20 protein-coding genes are annotated in these 23,011 nt (G+C 70.2%); 11 read left to right on the plus strand and 9 right to left on the minus strand.

Features of this window, described 5'->3' with window-relative positions; all coding sequences use genetic code 11:
• Position 1: 1 nt before the first annotated feature.
• Positions 2–1,237: a sugar transferase gene (locus tag V5E28_RS01285; protein ID WP_336204089.1), complete on the minus strand. Its 1,236-nt coding sequence runs from the start codon at positions 1,235–1,237 to the stop codon at positions 2–4.
• 615 nt (positions 1,238–1,852) lie between these two features.
• Here V5E28_RS01285 and V5E28_RS01290 point away from each other — a divergent pair.
• Together V5E28_RS01290 and V5E28_RS01295 are read left to right on the plus strand one after the other, a co-directional pair.
• Positions 1,853–2,188: an acyl-CoA dehydrogenase family protein gene (locus V5E28_RS01290; protein ID WP_336204091.1), complete on the plus strand. Its 336-nt coding sequence runs from the start codon at positions 1,853–1,855 to the stop codon at positions 2,186–2,188.
• Positions 2,189–2,275: 87 nt separating this feature from the next.
• On the plus strand, positions 2,276–3,529 hold the full coding sequence (locus V5E28_RS01295; protein ID WP_336204093.1) for a cation:proton antiporter: 1,254 nt from the start codon (positions 2,276–2,278) through the stop codon (positions 3,527–3,529).
• Between the two features lie 25 nt (positions 3,530–3,554).
• On the opposite strand, the gene V5E28_RS01300 is transcribed toward V5E28_RS01295, so the two are convergent.
• Positions 3,555–3,872 (minus strand): ArsR/SmtB family transcription factor, encoded by a 318-nt coding sequence (locus V5E28_RS01300; protein ID WP_336204095.1) that lies wholly within the window; start codon positions 3,870–3,872, stop codon positions 3,555–3,557.
• Positions 3,873–3,962: 90 nt separating this feature from the next.
• On the opposite strand from V5E28_RS01300, the gene V5E28_RS01305 reads away from it, so the two are divergent.
• Both V5E28_RS01305 and V5E28_RS01310 read left to right on the plus strand, forming a co-directional pair.
• On the plus strand, positions 3,963–4,964 hold the full coding sequence (locus V5E28_RS01305; protein WP_336204097.1) for a zinc-dependent alcohol dehydrogenase family protein: 1,002 nt from the start codon (positions 3,963–3,965) through the stop codon (positions 4,962–4,964).
• 115 nt (positions 4,965–5,079) lie between these two features.
• On the plus strand, positions 5,080–6,261 hold the full coding sequence (locus V5E28_RS01310; RefSeq protein ID WP_336204099.1) for an FAD-dependent monooxygenase: 1,182 nt from the start codon (positions 5,080–5,082) through the stop codon (positions 6,259–6,261).
• Here V5E28_RS01310 and V5E28_RS01315 read toward each other — a convergent pair whose 3' ends face one another.
• The 4 genes from V5E28_RS01315 to V5E28_RS01330 all read right to left on the minus strand — a co-directional run bounded on the left by V5E28_RS01315 (position 6,262) and on the right by V5E28_RS01330 (position 9,957).
• Positions 6,262–7,203, minus strand: a complete 942-nt coding sequence (locus V5E28_RS01315) for a ThuA domain-containing protein (protein ID WP_336204100.1) — start codon at positions 7,201–7,203, stop codon at positions 6,262–6,264.
• A 115-nt stretch (positions 7,204–7,318) separates the two neighbouring features.
• Complete coding sequence (locus V5E28_RS01320; protein WP_336204101.1) at positions 7,319–8,056, minus strand: citryl-CoA lyase; 738 nt, start codon at positions 8,054–8,056, stop codon at positions 7,319–7,321.
• Positions 8,053–9,210 carry a CaiB/BaiF CoA transferase family protein gene (locus V5E28_RS01325; RefSeq protein WP_336204103.1) on the minus strand — a complete coding sequence of 386 codons (1,158 nt, stop codon included), beginning with the start codon at positions 9,208–9,210 and terminating at the stop codon, positions 8,053–8,055. Before V5E28_RS01325 ends, V5E28_RS01320 begins: the two co-directional genes overlap by 4 nt.
• A gap of 15 nt (positions 9,211–9,225) precedes the next feature.
• Complete coding sequence (locus V5E28_RS01330; RefSeq protein WP_336204105.1) at positions 9,226–9,957, minus strand: IclR family transcriptional regulator; 732 nt, start codon at positions 9,955–9,957, stop codon at positions 9,226–9,228.
• 232 nt (positions 9,958–10,189) lie between these two features.
• On the opposite strand from V5E28_RS01330, the gene V5E28_RS01335 reads away from it, so the two are divergent.
• The 7 genes from V5E28_RS01335 (at position 10,190) to V5E28_RS01365 (ending at position 20,158) form a co-directional block, all read left to right on the plus strand.
• Positions 10,190–11,638 carry an aldehyde dehydrogenase family protein gene (locus V5E28_RS01335; protein WP_336204107.1) on the plus strand — a complete coding sequence of 483 codons (1,449 nt, stop codon included), beginning with the start codon at positions 10,190–10,192 and terminating at the stop codon, positions 11,636–11,638.
• Positions 11,635–13,347, plus strand: a complete 1,713-nt coding sequence (locus V5E28_RS01340) for a thiamine pyrophosphate-binding protein (protein ID WP_336204108.1) — start codon at positions 11,635–11,637, stop codon at positions 13,345–13,347. The genes V5E28_RS01335 and V5E28_RS01340 overlap by 4 nt, the downstream gene beginning before the upstream one ends.
• Before the next feature lie 108 nt (positions 13,348–13,455).
• Positions 13,456–14,598, plus strand: coding sequence for an ABC transporter substrate-binding protein (locus V5E28_RS01345; protein ID WP_336204109.1), 1,143 nt, complete (start codon positions 13,456–13,458; stop codon positions 14,596–14,598).
• Between the two features lies 1 nt (position 14,599).
• Complete coding sequence (locus V5E28_RS01350; RefSeq protein ID WP_336204110.1) at positions 14,600–15,469, plus strand: branched-chain amino acid ABC transporter permease; 870 nt, start codon at positions 14,600–14,602, stop codon at positions 15,467–15,469.
• Positions 15,466–17,271, plus strand: a complete 1,806-nt coding sequence (locus tag V5E28_RS01355) for a branched-chain amino acid ABC transporter ATP-binding protein/permease (RefSeq protein ID WP_336204111.1) — start codon at positions 15,466–15,468, stop codon at positions 17,269–17,271. Before V5E28_RS01350 ends, V5E28_RS01355 begins: the two co-directional genes overlap by 4 nt.
• Positions 17,268–17,969 (plus strand): ABC transporter ATP-binding protein, encoded by a 702-nt coding sequence (locus V5E28_RS01360; protein WP_336204112.1) that lies wholly within the window; start codon positions 17,268–17,270, stop codon positions 17,967–17,969. The genes V5E28_RS01355 and V5E28_RS01360 overlap by 4 nt, the downstream gene beginning before the upstream one ends.
• 122 nt (positions 17,970–18,091) lie before the next feature.
• Entirely contained in the window at positions 18,092–20,158 is a 2,067-nt protein-coding gene (locus tag V5E28_RS01365; RefSeq protein ID WP_336204113.1) for an outer membrane protein assembly factor BamB family protein, read from the plus strand.
• On the opposite strand, the gene V5E28_RS01370 is transcribed toward V5E28_RS01365, so the two are convergent.
• From V5E28_RS01370 to V5E28_RS01380, 3 genes are all read right to left on the minus strand, one after another.
• Positions 20,155–20,931 carry an N-acyl homoserine lactonase family protein gene (locus V5E28_RS01370; protein ID WP_336204116.1) on the minus strand — a complete coding sequence of 259 codons (777 nt, stop codon included), beginning with the start codon at positions 20,929–20,931 and terminating at the stop codon, positions 20,155–20,157. The two genes, V5E28_RS01365 and V5E28_RS01370, sit on opposite strands and share 4 nt — an antisense overlap.
• Positions 20,928–22,229 carry an MFS transporter gene (locus V5E28_RS01375; protein WP_336204117.1) on the minus strand — a complete coding sequence of 434 codons (1,302 nt, stop codon included), beginning with the start codon at positions 22,227–22,229 and terminating at the stop codon, positions 20,928–20,930. The genes V5E28_RS01370 and V5E28_RS01375 overlap by 4 nt, the downstream gene beginning before the upstream one ends.
• Positions 22,230–22,336: 107 nt before the next feature.
• Complete coding sequence (locus tag V5E28_RS01380; RefSeq protein ID WP_336204119.1) at positions 22,337–23,005, minus strand: TetR/AcrR family transcriptional regulator; 669 nt, start codon at positions 23,003–23,005, stop codon at positions 22,337–22,339.
• Positions 23,006–23,011 lie beyond the last annotated feature (6 nt).

The raw sequence follows: 23,011 nt of genomic DNA on the forward strand, positions 1-23,011 counted from the left end.
TCTAGCTTCCGCCCAACCGGAGCAGGGACCACAGGGTCCGCATCATGATCTTGACGTCGGAGCGGAAGGTCCATCCGTCGATGTAGTAGTTGTCGAACCGGGCGCGGTCCTCGATCGACGTGTCGCCGCGCAGGCCGTGGATCTGGGCCCAGCCGGTGATCCCGACCGGCATCCGATGCCGCTGGCCGTAGCCGGGAATGGTCCGGGAGAACTCCTGGACGAAGTGCGGGCGTTCGGGCCGGGGCCCGGTGATGCTCATCTCTCCCTTGAGCACGTTCCACAGCTGCGGAAGCTCGTCGACCGACGTCCGGCGCATCAATCTGGCCGCGGGGCCGACCCGGCTGTCGTGCGCGATGCTCCACAGCATCGCGGACTCGTGCGCGTCCGCGGGCTTCATCGTCCGGAGCTTGATCAGCTCGATCGGCTCCCCCCTGTAGCCCACGCGCCTCTGCCTGAAGAGCGGCCCCGCGCCCACCTTCCAGCGGATGATCACTGCGCAGATCGCGAGGAGCGGCGCGGCGAGGATGAGGCCGGTCAACGCGACCGTGATGTCGAGCGCCCGCTTCAGCGGCCAGGCGGCGCTGCTCTGCGCGTCGGGACGCATGCGCAGCAGCGGGAAGCTGTGCACGTGCTCGCGCAGCGTGACGAAGTCCACGATCAGTTCGCCGGGGTCGGGCGCGAGGAACACCTCGCATCCCAGCGCCCGCGCCGTCCGCGCGGTCGACTGCTGTCCCTGCCCGGCGATGATCACCGCGCGCACCCCGTAGGTCGGGACGATGTGCGCGATGTCGCCGAGCCTGCCGAGAATGGGCAGGCACCTGCTCTCGCCCGCCATCTCGTCCAGGAAGCCCACCGGACGCAGGCCGTACTCCGGATGGGCGAGCAGGCTCGTCGCCAGCCTCTGACCATGCGCCTCCGCGCCGATCACCAGGGCGGGCACGGAGCTTCCGCGCTGGCGTGCCCTGCGGACCGCGGAACACACCAGGCTCCTGCCGCACAGGGCGAGAAAGGTGAAGAGCGACGCGCACAGCGCGACCACGGTGGGCGACGCCGTCCCCCAGAAAGCGGCCAGGAGGGCCACGACCCCGGATCCGGCGAGCCAGAAGCCGCGGTCCAGGCTGGAGGCCGGGACTCGCGGCGCGTACACGCGGCCCGCGCTGTTGAGCGTGATGACCAGGATCGCCGCGAGTGCGACTCGTGGTACGTGCTGCCCTGCGTTGGCCGCGGCGAACGCCATGCACACCAGGTCGATGCCGACCAGGCCAAGTGGCTGGACAGCCCTCCAGAGTCTCGACCTCTGGTGTCCCGCCCGCCGATCGACCCGGCCCTCTTCCCTAACACTAAGAGCCACTAATTCTCCGGAAATAGTCAGACTAATCACTCGACCAGCCATCGACTGGCCCATTCAATCCACCTAAAGAGCTGATAGTCACCTTGTGGGCAATTTGCCTTCATATAGACGGGGAGCAGGGTTTTTCCCACGTAATACGCGAACAATCCTTCAACAAAGCCTTGATCGTAGCTTCAGGCCTCCCAGAAATCGAGAATGAGACGGGCTGGTTTCCTCCGTGGTCACGCAAGATTTCGTTGATCGTCCGTTGGTGATGTGGATGCCGTCCCCAGGTTTAGGGTCGGATTACGGTAGGGAGGTCGCTGATTCCACCTGATCGCGCATTAACAGGCGCCACAGCTGGATCGTCGTAATTACACATAGAGAAAGCTCCCGATAAATGCGGGTCCGCCGGGCCACCCCCGCCCGGGCTTCCGACGGCCACCGGCTCTGGACAACGCGGCACTTACGTGATCTGACGGAGGAGGAGCACGCCGACGATCACGAACAGGAGCATCTGGAATGAGCGCTACGCCCCGCCTGCACACCGCCGGCTCCGCCCTGCTGGACCGAGCCCGCGAGCTGCGCCCACTGATCGAGCGCGAGGCGGACACGGCCGAGGCGCAGGGCAGGCTCACGACGCCCGTCGTGGACGCCCTGCACAAGGCCGGACTTTTCAGCATCTGGGTCCCCGCGCCGATCGGCGGCGCCGAGTTGTCCCCGAGGGAGCTGATCGCCGTCTTCGAGGAGCTCTCGTCCGCCGACCCCTCGACGGGCTGGGTGGTCATGGCCACCACGCTGGAGAACGGCACGGGCGGCGCCTACCTGGGCGCATCCAGGGCGGACCGGCGTGGCTAAACTCCTTACCCCCACGACATCTGCTGAGGTCTGCGATGACGAACAGGTCCGCGTTCCCGGAAACCAGTCGCGAGCGGCGCTGACGTCATGCCCATGCACATCCTGCTGCTGGATCTCGCGCTGATCCTGATCCTGGCGCGCGTCATGGGCGCCCTGGCCCAGAAGCTCGGCCAGCCCGCGGTGGTCGGCGAGATCGTCGCCGGGGTCCTGCTCGGCCCCACGCTGTTCGGCGACCATCTCGCGGGCGTCATCTTCCCCGCCGACGTGCGACCGCTGCTGAGCGCGCTCGCCGGGGTCGGCGTGGCGCTGTTCATGTTCGTCGTCGGCATGGAGTTGGACCTCGGTTCCCTGCGTGACGGCGGTCGCGTCACCCTGTGGACGTCGCTGTTCTCGACGGCGTTGCCGATGGCCCTCGGCGCCCTGCTGGCGGCGACCCTGCTCGCCTCCCACCAGAAGGGCCCGCCCGCCGCCTTCGTGCTCTTCTTCGCGGTGGCGATGTCCGTGACGGCCTTCCCGGTGCTGGCCAGGATCATCGCCGACCGCGGCATGACCCACACGCGGCTGGGCACCACGGCGCTCACCTGCGCGGCCGTCTGCGACCTGCTCGCCTGGACGCTGCTCGCGCTGGTGGTCGCCCTCGCCACGGGCGCGCGCTTCCACTGGTGGCTGCTGCTGCTCGTGCCGTACGTCATCGTGATGGTCACGGTCGTGCGCCCGCTGCTGCGCCGGGCCGGCGAGGTCCGCGCCCGGGAGGAGCCGGGCGGCAGCAGGTCCTTCTTCGCCGTCGTGCTGGGCGGGCTCCTGCTGTCGGCCGCCTTCACTGAGTGGCTCGGCCTGCACTACATCTTCGGCGCGTTCCTGTTCGGCGCCCTCATGCCCAGGAGCGGGGGCGGCCGCCTGCGCGAGGGGGTGCTGGAGCGGGTGGAGCCCCTGTGCGGCATGCTCCTGCTCCCCGTGTACTTCGTGATGGCCGGGCTGAGGATCGACCTGTCCGAGCTGACCTCCTCGGACCTCGGAGAGCTGGCCGTCATCCTCGCCGTGGCGGTGCTCGCCAAGTTCGCCGGCGCGTACGCCGGAGCCCGCGTCGGCGGCCTCGACGCTCGCGGGGCCGCGACGCTCGGCGCGCTGCTGAACACGCGCGGCCTGACCGAGCTCGTGGTGCTGGGCGTCGGCCTGGAGCTCGGCGTGCTCGACGACCGCCTTTACTCCCTCATGGTGGTGATGGCCGTCGTGACGACGGCGCTCACCGGTCCCCTGGTGAGCCTGCTGCGACCCGCCGGGGACGCGGCCGGCGACGGGAAGGGCTCCGCACGCTCGGACGTGGACGTCCGCACCAGCTGACACCCGGGCGAGCGCCTGGACGTGGTCAGCGCGCCTGGGCCTGGGGCGAGGTGAGGGCGTCGAGCAGACCGGGGAACGCCTCGTCCATCTCGGCGCGGCGCAGGGTGTTCATCCGCGAGGTCCCGACGTAGTGCTGCCGGATCAGGCCGGCCTCGCGCAGCACCTTGAAGTGGTGCGTGGCGGTGGACTTGCTCACCGCCATGTCGAAGGCGCCGCACTTGATGTCCGCACCGGCGGCGTCGAGCTGCGTGACGATGCTCCGGCGCACCGGATCGACGAGGGCCTCCAGCACCTGCTGGAGGCCGAACTGTGACACCTCTGGATGCGGCGGCGTGCGTCCCATGACCCCAATGGTACGACACTCATCAAAGTTTGACGGCAGTCGTACTTTGATGCACAGTGGACCGCGTCAACGCGAGCGGAGGACGGTGTCATGGCAAGGACGGTGCGGTTCCACGAGGTCGGCGGGCCCGAGGTGATGCGGCTGGAGGACCTGGAGACAGGCGAGCCGGGACCGGGCGAGGTGCGGATCCGGGTGGACGCGATCGGGATCAACAGGGCCGAGGCGCTGTTCCGCGGCGGCCGGTACATCGAGCCGGTCAAGCGGCTGCCCGCCAGGCTCGGCTACGAGGCCGCCGGGGTGATCGAGGCACTGGGCCCGCAGGTGGCCGGGTTCGAGGAGGGGCAGGCGGTCAGCGTCGTGCCGGGCTTCTTCTCGCAGAACGACTACGGCATGTACGCCGAACGGGCGATCGCGCCGGCGACGGCGCTCCTGCCGCGCCCCGAAGGGGTGGACGCGGTGTCCGGGGCGGCGGTGTGGATGCCCTACCTCACGGCTTACGGCGCGATGGTCGAGGTGGGCGGGATGCGGGCGGGCGACACGGTGGTGCTGAACGCGGCCTCCAGCAGCGTCGGCCTGGCCGCGATCCACGCGGCCAACCGCGTCGGGGCCACGCCGATCGCCATCACCCGCACCCGTGCCAAGAAGCAGCGGCTGATCGAGGAGGGCGCGGCCGAGGTGATCGTCTCGGACGAGGAGGACGTGACCGCGCGGGTGCTGGCGCTGACCGGCGGCAGGGGCGCCGAGTACGTCCTCGACGCCGTCGCCGGACCGGGCGTTGCGCGCCTGGCCGCAGCCGTGGCCGCCGGCGGGACGCTGTTCCTATGGGGTGCGCAGAGCGGGCAGCCGACGCCCTATCCGGGGTTCGACCTGGGCATGCCCGCAGTGAGCATGCGCACGTACAAGGTGCACGAGATCACCGGGGACCCGCAGAGGATGCGCCGCGCCGCGGCGTTCGTCGCCTCGGGCCTGCGCAGCGGGGCCTTCCGGCCGGTGGTGGATCGCCTGTTCCCGCTGGAGGAGATCGTCCGGGCGCACCAGCACATGGAGTCGGGCAACCAGTTCGGCAAGATCGTGGTGACCGTGAGCCACTGACTCGGATACGCGGAAATTTGGCTGTTTCGTGACTGACGACCCAGGAGGGCGACCTCCTCGCCTCCTGTTACTCTATGTGACAGATCGTTTACCTTGTGTCGCATTGGGAGTTCCTGTGAAGGTCGCCTGCGTCGGTGGCGGACCCGCCAGCCTGTACTTCTCGGTCCTGATGAAGCGGGTGGACCCGTCCCATGACATCACCGTCTACGAGCGGAACCCGGCCGGGTCGACGTACGGCTGGGGGGTGACCTTCTGGGATGAGATGCTCAGCAATCTCCACAGCATCGACCCCGAGTCCGCGCGTGCCATCAGCGAGACCTCCGTCCGCTGGGACAGCTGGGTGGTGCACGTCCACGACCGCGCGACGGTGACGGTCGAGAACGGGGAGGCGGGGTTCGGCATCGGCCGGCACGACCTGCTCGCCATCCTCACCGAGCGGGCCCGCTCCCTCGGCGTGCGCGTCGAGTTCGAGCGCGAGATCGCCTACGAGGAGGAGCTGGCCGACGCCGACCTCGTCGTGGCCGGCGACGGCGTCGGCAGCGTGCTGCGCGAGCGCCATGCCGGCCACTTCGGCACCGAGGTCGCGGTCGGGCGGAACATCTACATGTGGCTCGGCACCACCCGGATCTTCGACTCCTTCACCTTCGCCTTCGTGGAGACCGCGCACGGCTGGATCTGGTGCTACGGCTACGGATTCGGCAAGCAGCACAGCACCTGCGTCGTCGAGTGCGCCCCCGCCACCTGGGAGGGGCTCGGGCTCCACCAGGCGAACGAGGCCGACAGCCTGGCCCTGCTGGAGAAGCTCTTCGCCGACATGCTGGACGGGCACCCGCTGATCGGCCGGGAGCAGTCCGACGGCAGCGCGCACTGGCTGAACTTCCGGACCCTGACCAACCGGAGATGGCACCGCGACAACCTCGTCCTGATCGGGGACGCCGCGCACACCACGCACTACTCCATCGGCGCGGGCACCGCCCTCGCGCTGGGGGACGCCGCCATCCTGGTCGAGGCGCTGCACGGGGACCCGAGCCTTGAGGCCGCCCTCGCCCGCTACGAGCGGGACGCCAAATCGGCGATCCGGCGTCCCCAGAGAGCGGCCCGCTACAGCGCCCGGTGGTACGAGAACATCCCGCGCTACATCGACCTGCCGCCGATCCAGCTGTTCACGCTCCTCGGCCAGCGGCACTCCCGGCTGCTCCCGCACGTCCCGCCGCGGTTGTTCTACCGGTTCGGCCAGGTGACCGACCGGCTGGAGTCGCTGCGCTGGCTCGGGCGCCGGGACTCGCACACGTGCTGATCAGCGGCAGAAGGGCTCCATGCCGAGCACGGACTTGACGCCGCCGACCAGGTGCTGGACGAAGTGCTGGTCGCCCTCCATCGGCTCGCCGGTCCACGCCTTGACGTCATGGCCGAGGGTGGTGAGCCACGCCTTGCCGCCGTCGTAGTAGTGGCACCAGCTCACCGGATGGTGGTCGCCGTGTCCCGGGTGGCCGAGGTTGCCGCGCACGCCTCGGGCCAGCGTGCTCTCGTCCACCTCGGCCAGCACGCGGACGCGGGTGGGATAGGGGACGAGGTTGTACCACTCGTCGGAGAAGGCCCACCGCCTGGGTAATCCCTGGGTGGAGACGTCGCGCCGGTTGACGGTCACGACGGTGCCGGGCTGGTTGGCGCTGTGGTCGTAGAAGTTGGCGTTGCCGAGCAGGCCCTCGTACCAGGGCCAGTTGTACTCGGTGCCGAAGGCGTTGTGCACGCCGACGAAGCCGCCGCCGGCCCGGATGTACTGCCGCAGCGCCGTCTGGGCGGCGTCGTCGAGCGTGTCGCGGGTGGTGCTGAGGAACATCACGGCGTTGTACGGCAGCAGCCGTCCGGCCGAGGACAGCTGGGTGACGTCCTCGGTGTAGTCGACCGCGAAGCCGTTGGCCTGGCCCAGCTCCAGCACGGACTTCACGGCGACGTTGTCGTCGTTGAGCGGCGGGTTCAGGCCGGGGCCGAGCGGGGTGCCGAGGTGGGCGTGGCGGGGGCCGGCCGTACGGCTGAAGACGAGCAGCCGGTATCCCTTGGCCGGATCGAAGTTGCCCCAGTCGTGATAGCAGCGGGGGTCGGTGCCGCGGCAGACGCCGTAGTCGGGCTCGCCGAGCTGCTGCGCGCCCGAAGGCTGGGCCGCCGAGCTGGGGGCGGTGGTGGTGAGCAGGAGGGCAGCCGCTCCGGCGGCGGCGGCGATGGACAGCTTGCTACGCATGGGACACCTCGCACTGCGGTCCGCTAGGCGGACCGGTCGGTCCATGATGAGGTTTGAGCGTAACCACGGATCCTCGCGGGAACAAGGGTCTCGTCCCCGGGATGGATCACGGTCTCTACAGCCAGGTCGGCAGGATCGACGGCGGCATCGGGCCCTTGTTCCGCCGTCCCTGACCGGCCTCCTCCCACGCGTGCGCCAGGATCCCGACGCTCCGGCTGAGCACGAACAGCCCGCGTGCCAGCGGGGCGGCGAAGCCGAGCTCCGCGTAGACGACCGCGGTCGCGCCGTCGATGTTCATCGGCACCGGCGCGATCAGCTCCTCCACCGCCAGCGCCGCCCTCAGGTGCTCGCCCTCGACCACGCCCGCCGCCACCGCTTCGGCGACCAGGCCGAGCAGCGGGTCACGGCGCGGGTCGTGGGAGTGGAAGCGGTGCCCGAAGCCGGGCAGGTACTTGTCGCGGGCCCGCCATCGGGCCACCACCGCGGCCGCGTCACCGTCGCGCGCGACCTCCTCCAGCAGTTCGACGCACTGCTCGCCGGCGCCCCCGTGCACGTCGCCGAGCAGGTTCACGCCGGTGGCGACGGCGTTGTTGAGTCCCAGCCCGCAGGTGATGGCCATCCGAGCGGCGGCGATGGACGGCGCGTGCGGGCCGTGGTCGACCGAGGAGACCAGCGCCGCCTCCAGCAACGCCGCCTGGCGCGGGTCCGGCAGGTCGCCGCGGAGCATGAGCCAGATCATCTCGGCGAGGCCGATCCGGCCGATGAGGTCCTGGATCGGCCGGCCCCGCAACTCCACGACATCCGGCTCGATTCGCGACACCGCCGTCGCCCACCAGTCGGCCGCCTCGCTCACGACGCGACCCCGAAGTCCTCGTTGTGCTGGCCGAGCAGCGGCGCCGGCCCGTGCGGGCGCAGGGCCTCGCCGTCGACGACGACGCCGTTCCCGACGACGGTGACGTGGCGATCGCCGGCCCCCGCGAACGGCACCTCCGCCAGGAAGCCGCGACTGCGCAGCTGGTCGAGCTCGAGCGCCTGCGCGACGGTGAGGATGCGGGCGGCGGGCACGCCCCCGGCGGAGAGCATCTCCTCCCACTCCCGCGCGGTCTTGGCGCGCAGCGCCTGGTTGAGCTCGTGGTTGAGGGCCTGGCGGTGTCGCTTGCGCGACTCGCGCTCGGCGAACCTGGGATCGGCGGGCAGGTCCGGCCGCCCGATGACGCGGCACAGCGTCTCGAACTGGCCCTGCTGGTTGGCGGCGATGTTCAGCGGCCCGTCGGCCGTCTCGAACGTGCCCGAGGGGGCGGCGGTGGCGTTCTGGTCGCCCATCGGCTCCGGCTCGTCGCCGCTGATCAGGTAGTTGGAAACGGTCCAGCCCATCGCGGAGATGGACGCCTCCAGCATGGACAGGTCCAGGAAGCAGCCACGCCCGCTCCGGTGCCGCCCGGCCAGGGCGGCGGAGATCGCCAGCGCGGCCATCAGCCCGCCGACCGTGTCGCAGATGGGGAACCCGACCCGCAACGGGACGGTGTCGGGGGTGCCGGTGACGCTCATCATGCCGGACAAGCCCTGGATGATCTGGTCGTAGGCGGGCGCCTTGCTCATCGGACCGCTCTGGCCGAAGCCCGAGATCGCGCAGTACACCAGGCGCGGGTTGAGCGCGCGCAGACGGTCCCAGTCGTAGCCGAGCCTGGCCAGCACCCCCGCTCTGAAGTTCTCCAGCAGCACGTCGGCGCCGGAGACCATGGACTCGAAGGCGGCCCGGCCCGCCGGGTCCTTCAGGTCGAGCTCGACCGACTTCTTGCCGGCGTTCTGGGCCAGGAAGGAGGCGCCCATACGCTCCTGGTTGAGCTCAGGGTCGGAGCCGAGGCGCCGGGCGAGATCCCCGGCGCCGGGCATCTCGACCTTGACCACGTCGGCGCCGAACAGCATGAGCTGGTAACTGCAGTACGGCCCGGCCAGAACGTTGGTCAGGTCCACGACCTTGACGCCGTCCAGTGGCAACTGCTGCATTCACGCTCCATAGAGTCAAGTCAGCGGATGGTCGAACCCGCGCTCCGACATGCGCTTGGCTGCCTCGCGCAGGTCCGCGGCGAATTCCTGGACGCGGTCCGCGGTGAAGCGGACCGTCGGGCCGCTCAGTGTCAGCGCCGCCACGGTCGCCCGCGAGCCGCTGGTCACCGGGACGGCGACGGCCGAGAGGCCGGGCTCGCGCTCGCCGTGGCTGACCGCGTAACCGTCGCGAGCCGCCTGGTCGATCCACTCCCGCAGCGTCGCCAGGTGCGCCTCGCCGTGCGGAGCGGAACGTGCCACCCGCGCGAGCAGCCGCGGCGGGGCGTCCTTGAGCAGGACCTTCGAGGAAGCGCCCGCCCACAGGGGCAGCTCGTCGCCGACCCGCACGACGTGGCGGAGCGGCTGCGGGCTCTCCTGCTGGGCGATGCAGATGCGGTGCACGTCCCTGGCGACGTAGAGGTTGACGGTCTCCCGATGACGCGCGCCCAGCTCGCGCATGAGCTGGACGGTCTCGGGCGGCAGCTCCCACGCCGAGCGGGCCAGGTGCGCCCAGCGCCACAGGGCCGGGCCCGCCGCGTATCCCTTCGGCGTGGACCACAGCAGCCCCATGTGCTCCAGGGTCTGCAGCAGGCGCAGCGCCGTGGTCTTGGCCAGTCCCGTCTCGTCGACGACCTCCCGGATCGTCAGCGTCCGCCGATCCTCGGTGAGCAGCGACAGGATGTCGAACGCCCGCTGGACGCTGCGCACGCCACCACTGTCCCCGGGCGCTGCGGGAATGTTCGAGCTCACGGGTCCTCGCTAGTGGGTCGAAGGTCTGCCTGCTGCGGTTCGTACGCTAACACCGAGTCCGCTTGGCGGTCCATATGCTCCATCAAGCGGATTGGATTGCCCTCTTGCCAGAACGTTCGCGCCCCTCATACCGTGAGGCAATCCACAGTGCGGTTTATCAGAACCGCTGGGCGGATCACTGGGAGCCACCATGAACGCAATCCACGAAGCGGCGTGCCTGGTCGCCGGCGAGTGGGTGACCGAAGGCCCGCACACCGAACGCATCGGCCCCTTCTTACGGCAGCCCGTCAGCCGGGCGCGAACCGCACAGGATCACGACATCACAGCGGCACTCACCTACGCCAGGCAGGCGGCCAAGGACGTCGCACGACTGGCCCCCGCCACGCGTGCCGGCATCCTGGAACGCGCCGCCACCGCGATCACCGCACGCGGCGACGAGCTGGCCCGCCTGCTGGCGGTCGAGCTGGGCAAACCGCTCAAGGACGGGCGCGGCGAGGTGTTGCGGGTGGCCGACACCCTGTCCGTCGCAGCGGCCGAGGCAAGGGCGATCGGCGGCGAGGTGCTGCCGGTGGCGGGCTGGGCCCGCGGCGTCGGCAACACCGCGCTCACCCAGCGCGCCCCCGCCGGGCCCGTGCTGGCGATCACGCCGTTCAACGCGCCCGCGAACCTGCTGGCGCACAAGCTCGCCGCGTCGTTCGCCGCGGGCAACACCACGATCGTCAAGCCTCCGCCCCAGGCCCCGGCCGTCTCCACGGCGCTGGTCGAGCTGCTCCTCGACGCGGGGATGCCGGTTGAGGCGGTGCAGATCCTGCACGGGGGCGGCGACGTGGGAGCACGGCTATGTGCCGCTCCGGAGATCGCCGTGGTGAGCTTCACCGGCGGCGTCACGGCCGGACATGCCGTCGCCCACGCCGCCGGGCCGAAACGGGTGCTGCTGGAGCTCGGCGGCAACGCCGCGACCATCGTCTGCGAGGACGCCGACATCGCCGAGGCGGCGCGCGCGTGCGCCCGCACCGGCTACAGCAATTCGGGCCAGAGTTGCATCTCGGTCCAGCGCGTCTACGTCCAGCGGAGCCGGTTCGACGAGTTCGCCGACGCGCTGACCGCCGAGGTGAAGGCGCTGATCGTGGGCGACCCGATGGACCCGGCGACCGACGTCGGCTCCATGGTGGACGACGACGCCGCCGAGCGGGTGGTCCGCTGGAGCGCCGAGGCGGCCAGGGCGGGCGCCACCGTCACCACGGGCGGCGGCCGCACCGGATCGGTCATGGCCCCCACCGTCGTCGTCGCGCCACCGCGCGACGCCAAGGTCGTCCGCGAGGAGGTCTTCGGCGCGCTGGTCGCCGTACTCCCCTACGACGACTTCGACGAGGTCCTCACGGAGTGCAACCGCAGCACGTACGGACTGCAGGCCGGGCTGTTCACCCACGACGTGCGCCGCATCGTGACCGCCTGGCGCGAGCTGGAGGTCGGCGGCCTCGTCGTCAACGGCTCCTCCAACTTCCGCCTCGACCACGTCCCCTTCGGGGGCGTGAAGGACTCCGGCATCGGCCGGGAGTCGCCCCGCTGGATGATCGAGGACTTCACCGTGACCAAGACCCTCATGCTCAAAGGGCTGACCATCTGGGGAGAGCGATGACCACGGCCGCCCACGCGCTCGTCGCGCAACTGGAGGAACTCGGCGTCGAGTACGTCTTCGGCACCTGCGGGCACACGAACATCGCGGTGCTCGACGCGCTGGCCGGCAGCCGCATCCGGTTCGTCATCGCCCGCCACGAGCAGGCCGCCGCGCACGCCGCCGACGGCTACGCCCGCCTGTCCGGCAAACCCGGCGTGCTGCTGGTCCACGTCGGACCGGGCCTGACCAACGCCGCCACCGGCGTCATGACCGCCGCGCTCGACTCGGTGCCCCTGGTGGTGATCTCCGGGGACATCCCCTCCTACTTCCACGGCCGCCACCCGCACCAGGAGGTGAACCTGCACGCCGACGCCGACCAGGCGTCGATCTTCCGCCCCTTCGCCAAACGGGTCTGGAACGTGCAACGGTCGCAGGACCTGGGCCGGGCCGTGGAGCGCGCGTTCTGGACGGCGACCTCCGGCCGTCCCGGGGCGGTGCTGGTCAACGTGCCGATGGACGTCTTCTCCCGGCCCGCCGCCCCCTCTCCGGCGATCAGCCACGCGGCGCCCCCCGGCCTGCCCGAGGCCACCGCGGAGCTCATCGCGGCGAAGCTGGCCGCCGCCGAGCGGCCGCTGATCTACGTCGGCGGCGGCCTGCGGGAGGACGCCGAGGCCCTGATCTCGCTGGCCGAGCACCTGGACATCCCGATAGCCCACTCGCTCATGGCCAAGGGCACCGTCCCGGACGCCCACCCCCTGGTGCTGGGCATGACCGGCTTCTGGGGGCTGGACCTGACGAACACCTACGCGCGCGAGTCCGACGTCGTGCTGGCCCTCGCCACGCGCTTCGCCGAGACGGACGCCAGCTCCTGGGACTCCCGCTTCACCTGGGACTTCTCCGCGAGCACGCTCATCCAGATCGACATCGACCCGGCCGAGATCGGCCGCAACTATCCGGCGGAGATCGGCGCGGTCGCCGACGTGGGACTCGCCGTCGAGGCCCTGGCCGGCGCCGCCGCGGCCCACGCGCCGCGCAGCCGGCCCGAGCTGCGCAAGCAGATCTTCGAGGCCAGGTCGGAGCTGTTCGCGGCGAGTGCGGAGCGCGGCCGCAGTGACGACTTCCCCCTGCGGCCCGAGCGCATCCTGGCCGACCTGCGCTCCTCGATCCCCGCCGACGCGATCCTGGTCACCGACGTCGGCTGGAACAAGAACGGCGTCGCCCAGTGCTACGAGCTGCCGCCCGATGGCCGGTTCATCACCCCGGGCGGCGCCTCCACCATGGGCTTCGGGCCCGCCGCCGCCGTGGGTGTCCAGCTCGCCCGGCCCGGCGCGACCGTGGTCGCGCTCGTCGGCGACGGCGGCATGAGCGCACAGCTCCCGGCCGTGCCCCTCGCGGTCGAGCAGGGCGCGCCCGTCGTCTTCGTCGTGATGAACAACAGGTCCCACGGGACCATCTCCGACCTGCAGTCCGCCCACTTCGGCCGTAGCCACGGCTGCGACTTCACCGATCCTGCCGGGCGGCCCTACAGCCCCGACTTCGCCGCGTTCGCCGAGGCGTGCGGCGCCGACGGCCACACCGTCACCACCCCCGCCGAGCTCGGCGTGGCTCTACGCGCGGCCGTCGCGACCCGGCGTCCCGCTGTGATCGACGTCCCGATGGTGAACGAACCGGTCCCCACCCCCGGCCACTGGAACATCAAGGACATCTACCAGGGAATCTTCGTCGACTGATCCGGCGGAAACGTTGCACGTTTGATATTCCCTCCACTTCATCCTGACGTTATAACGAACGTACTAGTCCGTGAATTAGGCATCACCTATCCCCCCACGAGGTGAACCGTGTTTTTCGCGAGATTCTCCATCGCCGCAGCGGCGTTGATAGCCCTCGCCGCCTGCGCCCCTCCCGGCCAGCAGGCCGAGTCCGGAGCCGGCGCCACCGGACCCATCAAGATCGCCAACGTGAACGCCCAGAGTGGCCAGCTCAGCTCGCTCGGCCAATGGGAGCACAAGGGCGTCAAGCTCGCCATCGACGAGGCCAACAAGGCCGGCGGCATCGGCGGGCGGCAGATCAAGCTCGACCTCTTCGACAGCCAGGGCGACCCCACCGTCGGCACCAACGTGGCCAGGAAGATCTCCAGCGAGGGCTACGTCGCCATGCTCGGCACCGCGGAGAGCGCCGTGACCCTGGCCATGGCGCCCATCCTCAAGGACGCCAAGATCCCGAACATCACCTCGGGCCAGTCGCCCAAGCTCGCCGACCTGAAGAGCCCGTTCCTGTTCCTCAACGCGCCGACCAGTGTCACCTTCGACGAGACGCTGGCGCAGTACCTGGTGGACGACAAGGGACACAAGAAGATCGCCCTGATCAGCAACAACGGCGCCTACGGCAGCGGCGAGCACGACGCCTTCCTGGCCGCGCTCAAGTCGAGGAACGTCACCCCGGTCGCGGACGAGATCGTCACCCCCGACCAGAAGGACTTCAACTCCAACCTCGCCAAGATCCGCGAGGAGGACCCGGAGGTGCTGTTCATCGGCGCCGAGGAGGTCCAGTCCGGGCTGATCGCCAAGCAGTCGCGCGAGCTCGGCATCAAGGCGATCTTCGCCGGCGGCGCTCCCATGGGCACCGACGTGTACGCCGCCACTGCAGGACAGGAGAACGCCGAGGGCTCCGCGGTCAGCTCGCCGTACCTGAGCAACGACGCCAGCGAGGAGATCAAGGCCTTCGCCGCCAAGTACAAGGCCGCCTACAACGAGGAGGCCCGCATGCACGTCGCCAAGGCCTACGACGGCGCGTCGATTCTCATCGAGGCGCTCAAGCAGACCAAGGGCGAAGGCGGGCAGAAGCTGGCCGACGCCATCCGCGGCGTCAAGCGCGCCGGGCTGCTGGGCAACTACAACTACGACGCCAACGGCGTCGGCATCCACGAGACCAAGATCGGCCTGGTCAAGGACGGCAAGGTCGTTCCCGAGGCCGCGAGCTGACGTGCAGGTATTCCTTCAGACCCTGATCGGCGGGATAACGTTCGGGGCGGTGTACGCGCTGGTGGCGATGGGTTTCTCGATCGTCTACCGCACCATGGGCCTGGTCAACTTCGCCCATGGCAGCGTCGTGATGATCGGCGCGTACGCCGCCTCCACGTTCTACCTGGCCACGCAGCTCCCGTTCGCGGTCGCGATCGTCGTGGCCATCGTGGTCACCGGCCTCATCGGCCTGGTGATCGAGCGGTTCCTGCGCCCGCTGGAGAACAAGGACTTCACCCTGATGCTGATCGGCACGATCGGCTTCGGCGCCGTCCTGGAGGCGGGGGCGGTGCTCGTCTGGGGAGCCACCGGCCACGCGGTGCCCTCCCCGGTCGCGACCGCGCCGATCGACCTCGCCGGCGTGCGCATCCCCACCTACAGCCTGATGGTGATCGCCATCGCCGCCGCCGCGACAGGTCTGCTGGCGCTGTTCCTGCAGCGCACCAAGCGGGGCGCGGCCATGCAGGCGGTCGCCATGGACCACCAGGCGGCCACCGCGGTCGGCATCCACGTCGGCCGCAGCAACGCCCTGGCCTTCGCCATCGGCGCGGGCCTGGCCGCGCTGGCGGGCAGCCTGATCGGGCCGATGCTGTACGTCAACCCGACGATGGGCGGGACGCTGGGCATCAAGGGTTTCGCCGCCGCCATGCTCGGCGGGTTCGGCAGCATGCCGGGCGCGATCGTCGGCGGCCTGGCCTTCGGGCTGCTCGACTCCTTCGCGGCCGGCAACTTCCAGGAGTATTCGGAGCTGGTCACGTTCCTGGTCTTCGCCCTGGTGGTCATGATCCGCCCGACCGGCATCTTCGGAGAGGCCACGGTGAACCGCGCATGAAACGTCTGGCCTGGCTCGTCCCCGTGGCCCTGGCCGCCTGGCTGCTCCCCTACGGCCTGGGCGGCTACTCCATCCATGTCATCGACGTCGCCATCATCTTCGCCATCCTGGCCATCGGCCTCGGCCTGACCATGGGCGTGGCCGGGCAGATCAACCTGGCCCAGGTCGCCTTCTTCGGCGTCGGCGCCTACACCGTCGCCATCCTCACCACGCAGGCCGGCCTCGGCTTCTGGACGGCCGCGGTGCTGGCGGTGGTGGCGGCCGTGGTGTTCGGCATCCTGGTCGGCATCCCCGCGCTGCGCATGCAGTCGCACTATCTGGGCATCGTCACGCTCGGCCTGGCGCTGGCCTTCACCAACTGGGTCACCAACTCCACCATCGCCGGCCGGGCCGAAGGCATCAGCGACATCCCGGTACCGCCGATGTTCGGCATCGACCTGTCCAGCGGCTACCTCTTCTACTACGTCGAGCTGCTCGTCTTCGTCGTCTCGCTGGCGTTCGCGCTGTTCGTCACCCGCTCGCCGCTGGGACGCAGGCTGCGCGCCATGCGCGACGACGACCTCGCCGCGGGCGCGCTGGGGGCGGAGATCCCGCTGCTGCGCATGACCGCCTTCGTGCTGTCCGGCCTGTACGGCGGTGTCGCGGGCGTGCTGTACGCCGGGCTCATCCGCTTCGTCGCGCCGGAGTCGTTCAACATCGCGAACATGTTCCTCCTGCTCGCCATGGTGATCATCGGCGGCCGGGCGAGCATCGTCGGCTGCGTCATCGGCGCCATCGGGCTGGCCATGGTCAGGGAGGCGCTGCTGGACGCCTCCGGCTACGCCCAGCTCGGCTACGGCCTCGTGGTCGTGCTCGTGGTGGTGTTCGCGCCCAAGGGCCTGGCGGGCCTGCCCGAACAGCTCCGGCTGCTGCTGCGCCGGCGCGGCAGCGGCTCACGCGCCCAGCTCGGCCCGTTCCTGCCCTACGACAGCGCGCCTGCCGCCGCGGAGGGGGACGCGCTGGACGTCAGGAACGTCACGAAGCGGTTCAAGGGCCTGATCGCGCTCGACACGGTCTCCCTCACCGTGCCCACGGGACAGATCCGCGGCATCGTCGGCCCGAACGGCTCGGGCAAGACCACGCTGTTCAACGTGATCAGCGGCTTCTACACGGCCACCCAGGGGTCGGTGCTGCTGGGCGGCCACGATGTCACCGGGGAGGCGCCGTACCGGCTGTCCCAGCGAGGCGTAGCCAGGACCTTCCAGAACCTGCGCCTGTTCGAGGACCTCAGCGTGCGCGAGAACATCCTGGTCGGCCTGGACCGTACCCGGACGGCCTGGATCTGGCGCTATCCGATCCTGCCGTGGAAGGTGCTGGGCTACGAGCGGCGGCTGCGCGCGCGGGCCGAGGAGCTGATCGAGCGCTTCGGGCTCGCCGACGTCGCCGGCGCCGAGCCGCGCTCGCTCCCGTACGGGATCCAGCGCCGCATCGAGCTGGCCCGCGCCATGGCCATGTCCCCCACCCTGCTGCTGCTCGACGAGCCCGCCGCCGGCCTCAACGGGGAGGAGGTGCGCCAGCTCGGCGAGATCGTCCGGTCCATCAGGGACTCCGGCGTCACCGTCGTCATCATCGAGCACAACATGGGGCTGGTCATGTCACTGTGCGAGCAGGTCACCGTGCTGTCAGGTGGCAAGGTCATCGCCGACGGCCCACCGGCCGAGGTGGCCGTGCATCCGGACGTGGTCGCCGCCTATCTCGGCGACTCGATGACGGCACCCACCGAGGCCGCCGCCGAGGCCGCCATCGAGGAGGCGACCCGATGACGACACTGACCGTGGAAGGCCTGTCGGTTCACTACGGCGGCGTCCGGGCGGCACATGACGTGTCCTTCACCGTGGAGCCGGGCCAGTCGCTCGGCATCATCGGCGCCAACGGCGCGGGCAAGACGTCCACGCTCAAGGCCGTCATGGGCCTCGCCCCGCGCCGGGCCACCGCCATCCGCTTCGGCGAGCACGACCTGCTCCGCGCGCCCGCGCACACCCTGGTGCGGCACGGCATCGGCTACGTCCCGGAGGGCAGGCACGTCTTCCCCGGCCTCAGCGTCGAGAAGAACCTCCTGCTCGGCGCCTACACGAGCAGCTGGAAACACACCCCCATCGACGAGGTGTACGACCTGTTCCCCGTCCTGTCCGAGATGCGTCTCCGGCTGGCCGGGGCGTTGTCCGGCGGCCAGCAGCAGATGCTGGCGGTGGGCCGGGCGCTGATGTGCCGGCCCAAGGTGATGCTGCTGGACGAGCCGTCCATGGGCCTGTCGCCGATCCTCGTCGCCGAGATCGCCGGGGTGCTCAACCGGCTCAACGCCGACGGCCTGGCCATCCTGCTCGTCGAGCAGAACGCCAAGCTCACCTTCGACGTCACCAGCACCTGCCTGGTCATGGAGAACGGCGAGATCGCGGCCACGGGCACCTCGGCCGAGCTGCGCGACAACCCTCAGGTCCGGCGCATCTACCTCGGCCTGTGACGACCCATTGAGGTCCGCCTGGTGGACTGAAAGGTCCATTGACGTGCACCGATACACGATCTAAGGTGCGTCCATCAGCCGGATTCAACCGTCCACCTGGTGGACTTGTGAGGGAGATGGTCATGGTTCGTCGACGAGAGTTACTCATGGGTGCCGTCGCCGCTGTCGCGCTCTCCGGCACCGCGGAGGCGGCGGCCGCCACGACCGGCCGGTCCGGCCGCGACTTCCCCAAGATCGGCGGAAACCTGGCGAACCAGAACTACAGCGGCCTGCGCGGCCTGCACCGCGGCAACATCAGGCGGCTGAGAGGTGCCTGGGTCAACCACATCGAGGGCGGACTCATGGCGGGCAACAGCCAGAGCACGGCCGTGGCCGTGGACGGCGTGCTCTACGTCGAGTCGGCGCTGGGCAACGTCGTCGCGGTGGACGGCCGTACCGGCGCCACCAGGTGGAAGTACGAGCAGACCCGCGGCGCTGTCACCAGGCGGGGCGTGGCGGTCGGCGCGGGCAGGGTATTCACCTGCGCCAACGAGAACTGGCTGATCGCCCTCGACCAGAAGACCGGTCAGGTGATCTGGGAGCGGCAGCACAACGGCTACGGCAACCTGGAGAAGGTCGCGGTCACCTACCACGACGGCATGCTCTACTGCGGCACCAACGACGGCCCGCGCGGCGCCGCGCTCGCCTTCGACGCCGGGACCGGCGACCTGCTCTGGCACTTCTGGGGCATCCCGGGCCCCGGTGAGTTCGGCAACGACACCTGGGAGGGCGAGTCCTGGCAGACCGGCGGGGCGACGCCGTGGATGCACTGCGCCATCGACGCCGACCTCGGACTCGTCTACTGGACCTTCGGCAACGCCCGGGGCAGCCGCTCCTCCCAGGACGGCTCCGAGCGCGGCGGCCAGAACCTGTTCGCCAACTCGATCGTCGCGATGGACCTCAAAACCGGCGCCTACCGCTGGCACTTCCAGTCGATCCACCATGACATCTGGGACATGGACAACGTCATGGCTCCCGTCCTGGTCGACGCGCGCGTCCGCGGCCGGACGCGCAAGCTCGTCGTGTACGGCAGCAAGACGGGCATGTACTACATCCTCGACCGCACCGACGGCTCGGCCCCGCTGGGCATCGACGAGGTGCCCGTGCCGCAGGAGCCCCGGCAGAAGACCTGGCCCACCCAGCCCTTCCCGCGCCAGGGCGGCTGGACCGAGCTCAAGCCGGTGTGGCAGCCGCTCGGCACGGACATCCCGGGCGCCCCGCACCGGGCCGTCCCCAACTACACGATCGGCTCGCTGTACACCCCGCACTGGGACGAGCCCATCCTCACCATCCCCGGGCACGGCGGCGGTGCCGACTGGAACCACCAGTCCTACAGCCACAGCACCCGGCTGGTGTACACGGGCTTCGGCTACGTGGCCGCGGCGCACTCGCTGACCGAGTCGTCCAACGGGCTGCGGCCGCCCGGCGAGTATCAGACGGGCGGCGTCGTGGCGGTCGACCCGAGCACCAACCGGGTCCGCTGGAAGAAGAACCTGCCGTACTCGCTGGCGCACGGAAACGGCATCCTCACCACCGCCTCCGACCTGCTGTTCATCGGCCAGCCCGACGGCAACCTGCTCTGCCTGGACGCCCGCGACGGGCGCGAGCTGTGGCGCTGGCAGACCGGGGCCGCCGTTAGCAGCAGCCCCATCGCCTACGAGATCGACGGGGAGCAGTACATCGCGGTGTACGCGGGCGGCACCGGCATCCCGTACGGCAACTCGGCCCCTCGGGGCGACCACCTGTGGGTCTTCAAGCTCGGCGGCACCGTGCCGCCGGCCGCCACCCCGCCCGCGCCGGTCGTCCGGCGGCCCGTCTCCGGCGGCCCGGTGGACGGCAGCGCCGTGAACAACACCGTCGTGCTCGCCCGCGTCTACGCCGACGGGCAGGTGGGCACGGTCGAGTCCACGGCCGTGAACGCCATGGCGCCGACCCACCTGCGCGTCCCCGCGGGCACCACGGTCACCTTCGTCAACCCCGCGGACAACGTGCACGTCCACGGCGCCACCCAGTTCTTCGAGGGATTGTTCGACATCAGGCTGAAGCCGGGCGAGTCCTTCCAGTACACCTTCACCAAGCCGGGCGAGTACTTCTTCAACGACAGCCACAGCCCCCGGCCCACCGGCAAGATCGAGGTCCTGCCGGGCTAGCCCGCGATCACGGCGACGTCGGGCTCCAGCAGCGGGAACCGGTCGAGGACCTCCGGGTCGTGGCCGGCGACCACCAGGTGGGGCCCGTCGGCCAGCTCCTTGATCCGGTCGAAGGCCCCGTACATGCCGGTCATGCTGTGCAGGATCGGGAACGGGCGGTCGCCTTCGATGTTGTCGTAGAAGTGGCTGGCGTCGGAGGCCAGCACGACGTGACCGCGGGCGGTGCGGACGCAGACCACCTGCATGCCGGCGGTGTGGCCGCCGACCAGGTGCACGCTCACGCCGGGGACCACGCAGGCGTCGCCGTCGGCCACGAGCATGCGGCCGTCCGCGCGGGCGGCCTGCAGGTGCGCGAGGTCCTCCTCGTTCAGCAGCCATCTCTCACCCGCGATGCGCCGGGCCCAGGGGCCGGTCCAGTAGTCGAGCTCGGCCTGCTGCAGGACGTAGCGGGCGGCGGTGAACTCCCTGGCCGTGCCGGTGTGGTCGTAGTGCAGGTGGGTCAGCACCACGTGGCCGACGGAGTCCGCCGTCACGCCCAGCCGGGCCAGCGCCTCCACCGGGGAGGCGAGGTAACGCAGCCCCTCGGCCCGCTCGGCGCGGGCCCGGCTGATGCCGGTGTCGATGACGACGGTGTGCTCGTCGCCGACGGCCAGCCAGACGTAGTAGGCCGTGGGATGCGGCTCCCCTCCCCGGGAGTCGTAGCCGTGGAAGTGCTCACCGCGCCGGGCGTCGCGCTCGGCGTACCGGATGGCGTACACGCGGAAGTCGGTCACGCCGTCACCGGCGCCTTGCGGCCGAGCTGCTCCGTCGGCACCTTGTAGGTCTCCTTGGCGGTCGCCACGGCGGCCACGTTGACCAGGCACAGCACCGCGGTGATGAGGGAGACGCCGAGCCAGCTCTCCTGGCCCGTGCCGGCCACCGCGGTCGCGACGGTCGGCGCGAACCCGGCGATGGCGAAGCCGATCTGGGTGCCGATCGCCATGCCCGACAGCCGGACCCTGGTGGTGAACATCTCGCCGTAGAAGGAGGGCCAGACGCCGCTGGTGGCGCTGTGCACGATGCCGAACATCACGATGCCGGTCACGAAGATCAGGGCGTAGCTGCCGATGGAGATCGACCACAGGTAGGCGAACATCAGCGCCGCGCAGCCGAGCGACCCGCCGACGAAGATCGGCTTGCGGCCGACCCGGTCCGACAGCCGGCCCCACAGCGGGATGGTGATCACCGCCGCGACGTTGGCGAGGACGCCCACCCACAGCATCGGCCCGCGTTCCAGCCCCATGGTGTTGACGGCGTAGGACAGGCCGTGGACGGTGAAGATCGTGCTGACCGAGGCGATGACCGCGGCCACGACCACCCGGAGCACGTCGCGCCACTGCTCGCGGAAGAGCACGGCCAGCGGCATCTTCGCCACGGTGTCGGTGGCCACCTCCTGCTCGAAGGCGGGCGTCTCCTCCAGCGTGCGCCGGATGACCAGGCCGACCACGGCCACCGCGATGCTCAGCCAGAACGGCACCCGCCAGCCCCAGCTGAGCAGGTCCTCCTCGGGCAGCGCGGCGATCGGCAGGAAGATGGCGGTGGCGATGATCTGGCCGGCCTGGGTGCCGTTGAGCGTGAAGCTGGTGTAGTAGGCCCGGCGCTGCTCGGGGGCGTGCTCCAGCGTCATGGAGTTGGCTCCCGCCTGCTCCCCCGACACGGAGAAGCCCTGCAGCAGGCGCAGCACGACGAGCATGATCGGCGCGAGCAGGCCGACCTGGTCGTAGGTGGGCAGGCAGCCGACGAGGAAGGTCGAGGCGCCCATCATGACCAGGGTGGTGACCAGGACCTTCTTGCGGCCGAACTTGTCGCCCACGTGGCCGAGTACGAACGCGCCCACCGGCCTGGCCAGGTAGCCGACGCCGAAGGTGGCCAGCGCCAGGAGCGTTCCGGTCGCGGGCGAACTGGACGGGAAGAAGATCTTGCTGAAGACCAGCGCGGCCGCGGTGCCATAGATGAAGAAGTCGTAGTACTCCAAAGCACTACCGATCCATGCCGCAATGGCCGCTTTACGAGGTTTGCCCTGCACCGTCACGATATGCTCCTCACGGGGGAAGTGGGGGGTAGCACAGTGACAGGAAACTAACTCACTGGTTCGTACATTACAAGGCTGTTGCCGATCGGTTACCTCGCCTCCGGTGATCAGCTCCGGGAGCCCTCGCCGCGCAGGTAGGCGACGATCATCTCGCCCACCATCAGGCGGAGCCTGGCGCGGTGCTCGGGCGCGGTCATGTCACGCCCGAACAGCGCGCCGAACGTGTGCTGGTTGGCCACCCGGAAGAAGCAGAACGCGCTGATCATCATGTGCACGTCGATCGCGTCGGCCTCGGTCACGAAGTCGCCGGACGCCTGCCCGGCGTCGAGGATGCGCGAGATGACGTCGAGCACCGGCGTGCCCAGGTTGGCCAGCACCTCGGACTTGCGGATGTGCTCGGCCTGGTGGACGTTCTCGATCGCGACGAGCTTGATGAAGTCGCGGTGCGCGTCGTGGTGGTCGAAGGTCAGCTCGGCCAGCGTGCGGATGGCCTCGACCGGGGCCAGGTGCTGCACGTCGACCGTGCGCTCGACCTCGCGGACCTCGGCGTAGGCCTTCTCCAGCACGGCGATGTAGAGCCGCTCCTTGCTCCCGAAGTAGTAGTAGATCATCCGTTTGGTGGTGCGCATGCGGGCGGCGATCTCGTCCACCCGCGCGCCCGCGTATCCGTGGCGCGCGAACTCCTGCTGCGCCACCTCAAGGATCTCCGCCTTGGTGCGGTCGGCGTCCCGCCGGCGGTCGGCGGCACCGGGGTGGGAGGAGGCGGGGATGGTCACGCGGTC

This window comes from Nonomuraea sp. LPB2021202275-12-8 (assembly GCF_037044575.1).
Taxonomy (GTDB): domain Bacteria; phylum Actinomycetota; class Actinomycetes; order Streptosporangiales; family Streptosporangiaceae; genus Nonomuraea.